This window comes from Oscillatoria sp. HE19RPO, assembly GCF_024220515.1.
Lineage (GTDB): Bacteria > Cyanobacteriota > Cyanobacteriia > Cyanobacteriales > Laspinemataceae > Laspinema.
Genome location: NZ_JAMXOT010000244.1, coordinates 1 through 9,401, shown reverse-complemented (window position 1 = coordinate 9,401; position 9,401 = coordinate 1). Strand labels below are relative to the sequence as shown.

The 9,401-nt window shown below is 49.0% G+C and carries 8 protein-coding genes; 6 read left to right on the top strand and 2 right to left on the bottom strand.

Features of this window, described 5'->3' with window-relative positions; translation table 11 throughout:
- Positions 1–208, top strand: a 208-nt coding sequence (locus NG833_RS21140) for a hypothetical protein (protein ID WP_254567251.1), incomplete at its 5' end; no start/stop codon positions are given.
- A 75-nt stretch (positions 209–283) separates the two neighbouring features.
- Here the strand turns inward: NG833_RS21140 and NG833_RS21135 are convergent.
- Positions 284–1,873 (bottom strand): glycoside hydrolase family 57 protein, encoded by a 1,590-nt coding sequence (locus NG833_RS21135; protein WP_254567250.1) that lies wholly within the window; start codon positions 1,871–1,873, stop codon positions 284–286.
- A gap of 308 nt (positions 1,874–2,181) precedes the next feature.
- Between NG833_RS21135 and NG833_RS21130 the strand changes: the two genes are divergently transcribed.
- From NG833_RS21130 to NG833_RS21110, 5 genes are all read left to right on the top strand, one after another.
- Positions 2,182–2,838: a hypothetical protein gene (locus NG833_RS21130; protein ID WP_254567249.1), complete on the top strand. Its 657-nt coding sequence runs from the start codon at positions 2,182–2,184 to the stop codon at positions 2,836–2,838.
- Between the two features lie 438 nt (positions 2,839–3,276).
- Positions 3,277–3,465 (top strand): hypothetical protein, encoded by a 189-nt coding sequence (locus tag NG833_RS21125; RefSeq protein ID WP_254567248.1) that lies wholly within the window; start codon positions 3,277–3,279, stop codon positions 3,463–3,465.
- Positions 3,466–3,773: 308 nt separating this feature from the next.
- Positions 3,774–4,802: a hypothetical protein gene (locus NG833_RS21120; protein ID WP_254567247.1), complete on the top strand. Its 1,029-nt coding sequence runs from the start codon at positions 3,774–3,776 to the stop codon at positions 4,800–4,802.
- A gap of 214 nt (positions 4,803–5,016) precedes the next feature.
- Positions 5,017–6,117: a hypothetical protein gene (locus NG833_RS21115; protein WP_254567246.1), complete on the top strand. Its 1,101-nt coding sequence runs from the start codon at positions 5,017–5,019 to the stop codon at positions 6,115–6,117.
- A 279-nt stretch (positions 6,118–6,396) separates the two neighbouring features.
- Positions 6,397–7,878, top strand: coding sequence for a mechanosensitive ion channel domain-containing protein (locus NG833_RS21110; RefSeq protein ID WP_254567245.1), 1,482 nt, complete (start codon positions 6,397–6,399; stop codon positions 7,876–7,878).
- Between the two features lie 158 nt (positions 7,879–8,036).
- Here the strand turns inward: NG833_RS21110 and NG833_RS21105 are convergent, their stop codons facing one another.
- Complete coding sequence (locus NG833_RS21105) at positions 8,037–8,894, bottom strand: hypothetical protein (RefSeq protein ID WP_254567244.1); 858 nt, start codon at positions 8,892–8,894, stop codon at positions 8,037–8,039.
- Positions 8,895–9,401 lie beyond the last annotated feature (507 nt).

Genomic DNA, 9,401 nt, shown 5'->3' with positions numbered 1-9,401 from the left:
AATCCCGATGGTTAAGCACCTAACAAGACTGTATGACGCCGCGCAGGCGGGCTTTGTCCGTGTAGCCCCAGGCTTTCTAAGCGGAACGCTACGCGAACAGCCTGCGGGTTTTTTGGGGATTTTATTTTTTGGAGTTCCCTTAGCAGAGCCAACCCCGGTCAAACCGTCGAAAAAAACCGGGTGTCTGAGGAGAAAAGAGAGCATTTAATCTACCCTTAATACCCAGAAACCCGGTTTCTATGAGAAAGAAAATCAATGTACAATCCATTGCACTCAAGATAGATTACAAGGGACGATAAACCCGATAATTAATCTCCGGGAAAATATTATCGATCGCCTCAACCTTGGATAACCAACCGGAATCAATCTTGCCGATATTGATATCCTCATAAAGTTTGTGGAGACGCATCAAATGCGATCGGGTCCGCCGGACCGCATAGGGGACCATCGTTCCCGTCCGCATGATAAACGCCCAATCCGAAGACTGTGCCAGGAGCAACTCTCGGGCCGCTTGGTTGAGGGCACGCCACTCCAGTTCATCAGCCGGGTCCCGATGGCTCAACTCAATCATCCGTTCTGCCGCCTTATGTAAATGGGGGTAAACCCAGGTATTGGTTTCATTCAGCCAATACTCGTGGAACCCTTTATAACCCCAGCTAGACTGAGACGGACGACAAACCTGCTGAGTGGGATTGTTGCGTAAGTAATCCGCCAGGTGGGTCATCTCATAAGTGCCTTGGTCATACCAAGACTTGCGGAACAGGTAATCAATGAACCAAGGGCCTTCATACCACCAGTGACCGAACAGTTCCGCATCATAGGGGGAGACAATAATCGGGGGGCGTTGCATGATGCCGTGGAGGTGTTCCACTTGACGCGCCCGGTTAAACATGAAATTGCCTGCATTTTCCGCAGACTTTTCTCGTGCCCAATAGGGGTCATAAAGTGCCTTATCCCCTAAACCCAGACCGCGACCCGTGATTTTGTGATATTTAATCCCGACATTCTTGCGTTGCCCGTTGGGCATGATATACGGCTTGATATAATCGTATTCAGCTTCCCAACCCAAATCCTTGTAAAATTCGCGATATTCGGGGTCACCGGGATAGCCGACCTCCGAAGACCAAACCTGTTGAGAGGATTCGTGATCGCGACCGAAGACCGCCACCCCAGACTCGGTAAAAATGGGGGCATAAGTGCCAAAGCGGGGACGGGGACGAGCGTAGAGAATGCCATGACCGTCCGTGAGGAAATAGCGCAGACCGGCATCGGCCAACATTCGCTCCAAGCCTTCATAGTAGGCACATTCCGGCAGCCAGATGCCTTTTGGGGGACGACCAAAATTTTGTTCGTAATGTTCGCAGGCGACCTGGATTTGCGCCCAGACAGCTTGCGGGTACATTTTCATCAAGGGCAGGTAGCCGTGAGTGGCCCCACAGGTGATGATTTCCAGATTGTTGGAGTCTTGGAATTGTTTAAAGGCAGAGACCAAATCGCGATCGTAGCGTTCCCAGATTTGGCGTGTGTCGTTAAACTCATGGGCATAATGTTCCGCTAGATAGCGAATGTGCCCATTATGCTTGTTATGCTCGATTTCCAGTTCAGCGAGTTCTTCGAGTTTAGCGAGGTGTTCCTCGTAGCGGTCTTGCAGGAGGGGGTCCCGGAGCATCGACACCAAAGGGGGCGTCATACTCATGGTAATTTTGAAATCGATCCCATCCCGCTTTAGACCTTCAAATACTCGCAGTAAAGGGATGTAGGTTTCTGTAATGGCTTCATAGAGCCATTCTTCTTCTAAAACATAATCACTTTCGGGATGTCGGACGAAAGGAAGATGGGCGTGGAGGACGAGAGCAACGTAACCAATAGCCATAGTGTATTGTTTCTAGTGTAAGAGATAAAACTGACGGCAGCTTCAGGCAAGTTTTCTGTATGTGTAAGATTTTAGAATGAAAGAGGAAGCTATCAACCAATTGATTGAGGCAGATGAGAGAAAGTTGTGATTTAAGTCTGGGTCAGACAACCCCAGTTAGGTCCAACAGGGGGAAGATTGTTCCTCATCGGAGGCACCATGACCCGTTCTCCTCTCGTCTCTTGCATCAAGAAGAACGGAATCACTGGGGTTCCCGGTAGAATTCAATCCCATTAATTTTCCCCGGAAGGGACAAGGAAGTTGGACAAATGATCGAAAAAATAGCTTTGGGACTCTTAGGTTTAGCCATCGGTGTGGTGCCTACGATGGTGTGGCTGCCGAATCCAGCCCTGGCTGAAGCTGGAGTTGAGGAGAGGGTGACACAAGAGAGTGTGATTTTGGCACAGGCAGGAACATGGGCTGATGTCACCTTGAGATTGGAGGATCTGCCACGGGGCTTTACGGCAATGCCACCGGCTGAGTTAGCAAAGCTCAAAGAGGACCTCAGTCAAGATGAGATTAATGTTGAAAATGTTTTTGCGTTTGTGGCACAGGAACAGTTTCAACTGATTATGGGGATAACGACCCGACTGGAAACGGTTCAGCAACAGCAGCAATTTGATGAATTACTGCGGGATCCCGAAAAGTTGAAGGCGTTGTTAGCAGAAAACCTCGAAGACACAAACGTACCTCCGCAACCGTTAAATAATGTCAGTAATATCGGCGATGTGGCAGCGGGGGTGAGCTTACAGGTGGATTTGGATAATTTGTTAGCCCGGTTGGAAATTTTGGTGTTGCGGAAGAACCAGATGGGGGCATTTGTTTTCGTGTTATATCGCGAGGGTCAAAGACCTTTATATCCGATCGCTGAAGTCGGACGCCAACTCGATCGCCGGGTTCAAGAAGTCCGAACCCGGCGGAATTAGTGGCGATCTCTGTGGGCAATTGTTAGCTTGAATACAGACAAGATTACAGTAAGTCAGATCGGGCGATTTCCAGTTAAATGACTCAGTGAGGTCCTGGGGCGATCGCCAGAGGAATCCCGGAGCAATCAGTCGGGTCAACCGGAAGACAGGTCAAGGTTTCCGGTTGCCGAAAGCATCGGCACCGGAGGGCGAAGATAACCGGGTTTTTTCAGAAAACGGCGAGAAATTCGCCAAAAATTCCATTGATGAAACCCGGTTTCTTGTCCTGTCTCTCCAAATCCTCTGCCGAGATTCTAGAATGAGTTACGGCTAACCCGGACCCGGGCTGAAACATGATCCAACCGGGCGCGAGGGACTGAAAATTGCCGCGATTCCCCCAGCAATGGTAGATTTTAAAACAACTTTAGCCATCACATCCCGAATGATGACCGTAATAGAGTGCAACCGGAATCTAATATTGAAAAAATTGTCGAACGGATCTTCCTCACCCACCGCATCACGCGGGCGGATCAAAGAATCTTTATGATGACCCTGTTATCGAAGGATTCCCTGAGTTCAAAAGAGCAAATGTTGATCGACCGAGTATTTGAGGCCCTACGCCAGGGATTGTTAAGGGTTGTCGATTAGACCCCGGGCAAAATCTTGACCCGCCCCCAGCCCTTTTCCCGTGGGTATCCGAACATCAAGGAACCCTGACAAGACTGGGGGCTCGGTACAGTAGAGGGATAAAAAACCCGGTTTCTTGAGAAAATTTCTACTCATGAACCTCAAATTAGGGCCAGAAATCCGGGTTCTTGCCCGTTTGATCGGCTCGCTGAACTGATGTACTAGAGAAAGTCAAACTTTAAGGTAAAATCCGATCTACCGACTAAGCTAAAGTTTCCCGTGGGTATTCTCGACAGTAAGATGATTTCAGAATCTACCTACCTCCTCCCATGCCCTTATTTAATGCACCGACAGACCAAAAAGAACTCGCCAGAAAGGGTCAACCCGAGGCGATCGCTGCTGTAGTCAATCACGCGATTCAATCTCAAGGGATAACGGCAAAAGCCGTTCTCAAAGACGGTTCTTTGCTCCTGTTGCTTGAATCAGCAACAGTCCCGGATCCCACGGCCCTAGTTCCTTTCATCAAGAATGGTCTAACCGAGTTGGGGATTGAGTCAGTTCCCACCTTGAAGATTTACGGACGCAAAATCGGCGATCGCCTTCCTGCATGGCAAGAAGAAATAGACATCGAACCCCCAGAAGAAGCATTTGCCACCGATGAGGATATGTTCGTCGAATCATTCGACGAAGATGAGGATATGTTCGCCGACGATGAGAATATACTCGCCGACGATGAAAACCTGCCCCCGGACGACGAAAATCTGATAGTCAACGATGATTTAGAGGGGCCTTATGAAGATGAGGAACCGGAATACCTCGACGACGAGGACCCGGACGAGGACCCGGACGAGGAAGAAGAAATAGCCTCGGGCAAACCAGAGGGCCAAAAATGGTATCAGAATAAAGTCCTGCTGATCGTTCCGCTGGTTGTTTTAATTCTATTTCTAGGCGGGGGTGCTGCCTACTGGTTTTTGATGAGAGGTCAAGAGACTACAACTCCCGCCGCTGACTCTGCGGACCCAGCAGCAGAAGCTCCGGTCCCCGCCCCGGACCCAGCAGCAGAAGCTCCGGCCCCCACCCCGGCCCCGGCAGCAGAAGCTCCGGCCCCCACCCCGGCCCCAGCAGCAAATCCCTTTGCGGAAGCGGTGAGACGAGCAACCCAGGCGGCAGAGCAATCCCAAACGGCTCAAACCCAGGCGGAATGGAATCAGATTGCAGTTCTGTGGCAGGAGGCCAGCGATTTGATGGGCCAAGTCCCAGAAACCAGCCCCAATTACCCCGATGCTCAACCCAGAGTGGGGCAGTATCAGCAAAACGCTGATTTGGCTCGACAACGGGCTGCCAATGCTTTTGAGTAAAGGGAAGTGGGTTTTAGCTCACGGAAGGAATTGGGGTGATTGAGCAGCGCAAACACCCCATACAAACCGAGGCGTTGAGAGCATTGCCCCAAGGGATTGCTGTTGGACCGATCGGGATGGGTGCGAATGCTTTTCTCGGCAAAACTGACCCGATCCTTTATCTTGATGCTTATCGGTATTCGCGCTTTTTCCTAATCATCCCTTTTGGCCAGCTATGACACAGACTGAGCTTTTGGAACTTGCTAAACAGGGCCGCCCCACTGCGATCGCCGCCCTGATCAATCGGTCCCTAGAACCTAAAGGGATCACCGCGAAAGCTGCCCTCAAGGGTCGGTGCTTGCAGATTACCCTTGCAGCCCCCAAGGTTCCCAATCAAAAAGTTTTAGCTGGGTTTATTTATCAAGGGGTGATGAAATTGGCTCCCGAGGCGATCGCCTCCCTGAAAGTCTTAGGTCTTCAAAACGGTCAGAAGGCCCCGGCCTGGTCCCAGGAGTTTAAGCTCTCTCCCCAGGCTGAATTCTCTGAGGAACTCTCGGCGATCGCACCTGTAGAGGCTCCAGTTTCGCGGACTGGAGGTTCCCGCAAGTCCCCAATATCCAACCCACCCCCCTCGGTCAATGGGGGAAAAAAATCGGGCATCTCCCCCCAATCCCGGAAGGGCGATCGCTTAAAAACACCGCCCCAATTCGCCGAGCATTCTGTCTCAGTTCCTCCGAGTACAGAACAACCGGCTGAAAGTAAAAGGTCATCCCCTTTTACTGCCCTGGACTATGAGGACTTACTCCGAGACATCGGTCGGTTTCCCAAAACCGGAAAATTCAGCGTGGATTACTACTACGCCATTCCTAAAATCGCTCAGGCTCTGGCCGAATTGATGCCCTCAACCCATGAAATCCTGGACGTCGTTGGGGTGAGATATCAAGGCCAATTAGCCTGTCTTGTCCTGACTGAGCGGGGTTTAGCTTGTTTTTCCTGTCCGGATTTTTCCCGAAAAGCCATTAAAACTTTCGGGGTTAATTTTAATAAAATTAGTCACCTCAGCGCGGGAAAACGAGGGCTGAGTATTTATCAAAGAAAAGGTCTCAAAAAACATTTTTATTTCTATAATAAAAGACTGGGTAAAATTTTTATAGAAGGAAAACTGTCCGAGTTTATTTCTGTTGAAAAAACTCGATTTATTCCTGACGATCGCCATGAAATTACTCTCACGCTGTTTGGGTATTTTGCCTTATTTTTATCCCTGGTGTTAAATCTGGCAACATTAGGAGCGGGGGTATGGTTTTTAATTCAAAGAATGATGGAAAACCCCTTTTAATCTCCTCTTATTCATTTAATTCATGCTCAAATTTTGTGATTTTCACCCCAGATATTCAACCCTTAACACAGGAGAGATTCTCTCCGAAAAGTGAGCTTAAATCAAACATGAAATTCCTGCTAGGCGGTTTAGCTTATACGGGATCCGGTTGTGATAGAAAAACCCACACCCTCAAGGGTGGGGCTATACAGACACTAGCGAAGCCATGCCCCTTGGGCTATAGCCTGCCGACGCCGGCTACCAGATAAAACAGACTTGAGATAACCGGATTTCGTATCAATGGTAAATTGGATCATCAAGCAGACACAACACCTCTTAACCGTCTTCGGTGATATTTTTACCAAAGATTTGTTTAGAGTGGGAGGGAATGAGTTTTCCCTGAATCGCCTTGCTCAACTGATATTACTGAGTGCGATCGCCTATTTTATCTCCCGCAGCGTCAATGAATGGATTAAGCGCCGGTTATTAGGGCGTTTAAAATTTCACATCGGCACCCGAGAAGCGATCGCCTCGGTCATGGGATATCTTCTGAGCGCCCTCTCCTTTCTGATCGTCCTCGAAAGCGCAGGAATCGACCTGAGTTCCCTCACCGTTGTTGCAGGGGTTTTAGGAATTGGTATCGGGTTTGGGTTGCAAAATCTCGCTAGTAACTTCATCAGTGGCATTACCTTACTATTTGAACAACCCATTAAAGTCGGTGACTATATCCAAGTCGATGATCTCTTTGGAACTGTCGAAAAAATCTCCATTCGTTCCACCATTGTTCGGAGTCGCGATGGCGTATTTGTGATTGTTCCTAATATCCGATTTGTTGAAACTAATATTATTAACTGGAGTTATCAAGACCCGAAATGTCGCCTGCATATTCCCGTCGGGATTGCCTACGGAACCGACCCAGCCGTAGTCACCGAAGCACTTCTCACCGCAGCGCGTAAAGAACCTGACGTATTATCTGACCCGCCACCTAAAGTTTGGTTTCAAGCCTTTGGAGACAGTTCCTTAAACTTTGAACTGTTAGTCTGGATTGATGAACCGCAAAATAGTGAACCGATTAAAAGTGCCTTAAATTTTCGGATTGAGTGTGAATTGCGTCAGCGAGGCATTGAAATACCCTTTCCTCAGCGAGATTTACATATTCGCAATCTGGACGCTTTCAAAGAGCTGTTTAAACATCAGATTCCTCCGGTCCCCAGTCACGAAACGCTTCCCCCATCGGATAATCCGCCTCCCCAGCTTGAAAAAGCCATTCCCAAATCCCCGAATAACTGGACATTGCGGGATTTGTTGCGCCGAATGCCGTATTTTGAGACCTGTAGCGATATGGAATTGCTGCACTTAATTGAGTATGGATATCGGCAATTGTTTCCAGGCGATCGCTTAATTTGTCGGGAAAATGACCCGGGGGATTCTTTTTATATTATTTTATCCGGTTCCGTCGAAGTGTTTTCCCAAAGACTGCAAAAATATATTGCCAGCCTGCACGCCGGTGAGTTTTTTGGAGAAATTTCTTTACTGATGGGGATTCCCCGTTCGGCGAGTGTCAGAACCTTGGAAGATACGATTTTATTTGTAATCGACCGCAATGATTTACAACGGTTGTTAGTCACCCATCGCAATTTAGCCGATCGCATTGCTGAAAAGTTATCCGAAAGACAACAATCCCTGAAAACTTTAGGATTGCTGGTGGATGAAGAAATTGAAGGGGAAGAAAAGCCGTTGATTTGGATTCGCAAGCGGTTAAATACCCTATTTGGAATTTAAGTGGAATTTAAACCGTCAGAAATCGAGACCCAATTTTTATCAACATCAGAGCCTAGAGACAAGGGGAATTTTCCAGGTAACACCGTCCCGCTGTTTAAGTCAGCGTGGCTAGGTTGGTTCAGATCACCGGACTTGAATTCCCCAGTCCAAGCTATGAATTAGAGCTGTTCTTGACGCAGGCGATCGCCTTGAGCTTGGGCATCCTCGCTGTAACTGCGATAGAGTTCCGTGCGGTTTTGAGCGATTTTGTATCGGGGATGATCCGCCGGGACTGAAGCCATCAACACCGAAGCCTGTTCCCACTTGGCGGCAATCACCAACCATTCCGATGCAGTTTGAGCCACTTTCCCATCAGCGGAGGCTTGTTCAGCTAATCGCACCGCTTCGGCAAAGGCATCGCGATCGGTAACTGCCTCGGATGACTCTTCAGAATTGCGGGAAGTCAGGGAAAATTGACCTGACTGCAATCCGGCCTGAATTTGGGGCCAGTTATAAATCAGTAAACCCAGAGTCACCAGTACCAGGCTCACCCCGAGGCCATTGAGGATCCCCCGGCGAAATTGACGTTCTTCTCGGACTTGACGGGAATAGGGGGATTTAGGGAAAGCGGGGTCAGTGCGGGGTTTGGGACGGGAGAAATCTTGGCCCATTTGTTTGAAGATATTGGGTTTTTTGAGGGTAATCAATTCGGACCAGAGTAGTTGATTTTCCGGGTCCCGGTTAATTTCCTCCAGCCACAACAACTGCTGTTCTCGCACCAGACGGCTGTTGATATGGACTCGCCGAATATTGCGCGGTGCCAAAGACTCTAAAATATGTCGAATGCGATCGACCACAGTAGATTGGTCCAGGAGTTCGAGACTCCCCGCCTCGCATAGCAGTTGCAACACGCCATCAGCAAACACGGCGCGGGTTCTGACGCCGGAAGGAGCCAGTTTTTCATTCAGGACTTGAATAATCGCCGATACGCTGCCCTGACGAGCTTGATTGGCGATATCATCCATCGGATGTACCATGCTTGGGTTTAGCAATTGATTGTTTGTCAACTCTATAAAAGCGGTAGTAGTTTGCATTTAGAGATATAGCCTATCAGTTTTTTCAACGGGTCAGCTTTCATTGACCGGAGAAAACAAAAAGCCGCTAATTTAGGGTCCAATTTAGGGCCAAGGGCATCTGTTGCCACAGCCAGCTAACCCGCTAACCGGGACTGAAGCGCCAGAGTTGGGATGTCATCGGCTTGGATCAATGCCTTTCATCTCCAGCCCCTATTATCTACATCTTCTGTTCTGTAATACCAATTCCCTAAAATAAAGCTACACATCACGTCTGATGCTCCCGACTTTAGGGGAATATGCCCCAAAATTCCCCTCCCTTGGAGGGGTGCCCCGCAGGGGCGGGGTGGTTTCTTCTAGCGAGAGAGCAGGTATTGATCTATGCTTCTTTACTCAAAAGTATCTGTCTATCTGTCTGTTCCAAATCAAGACACCACCCCGTCCCTTCGGGACACCCCTCCACAGGAGGGG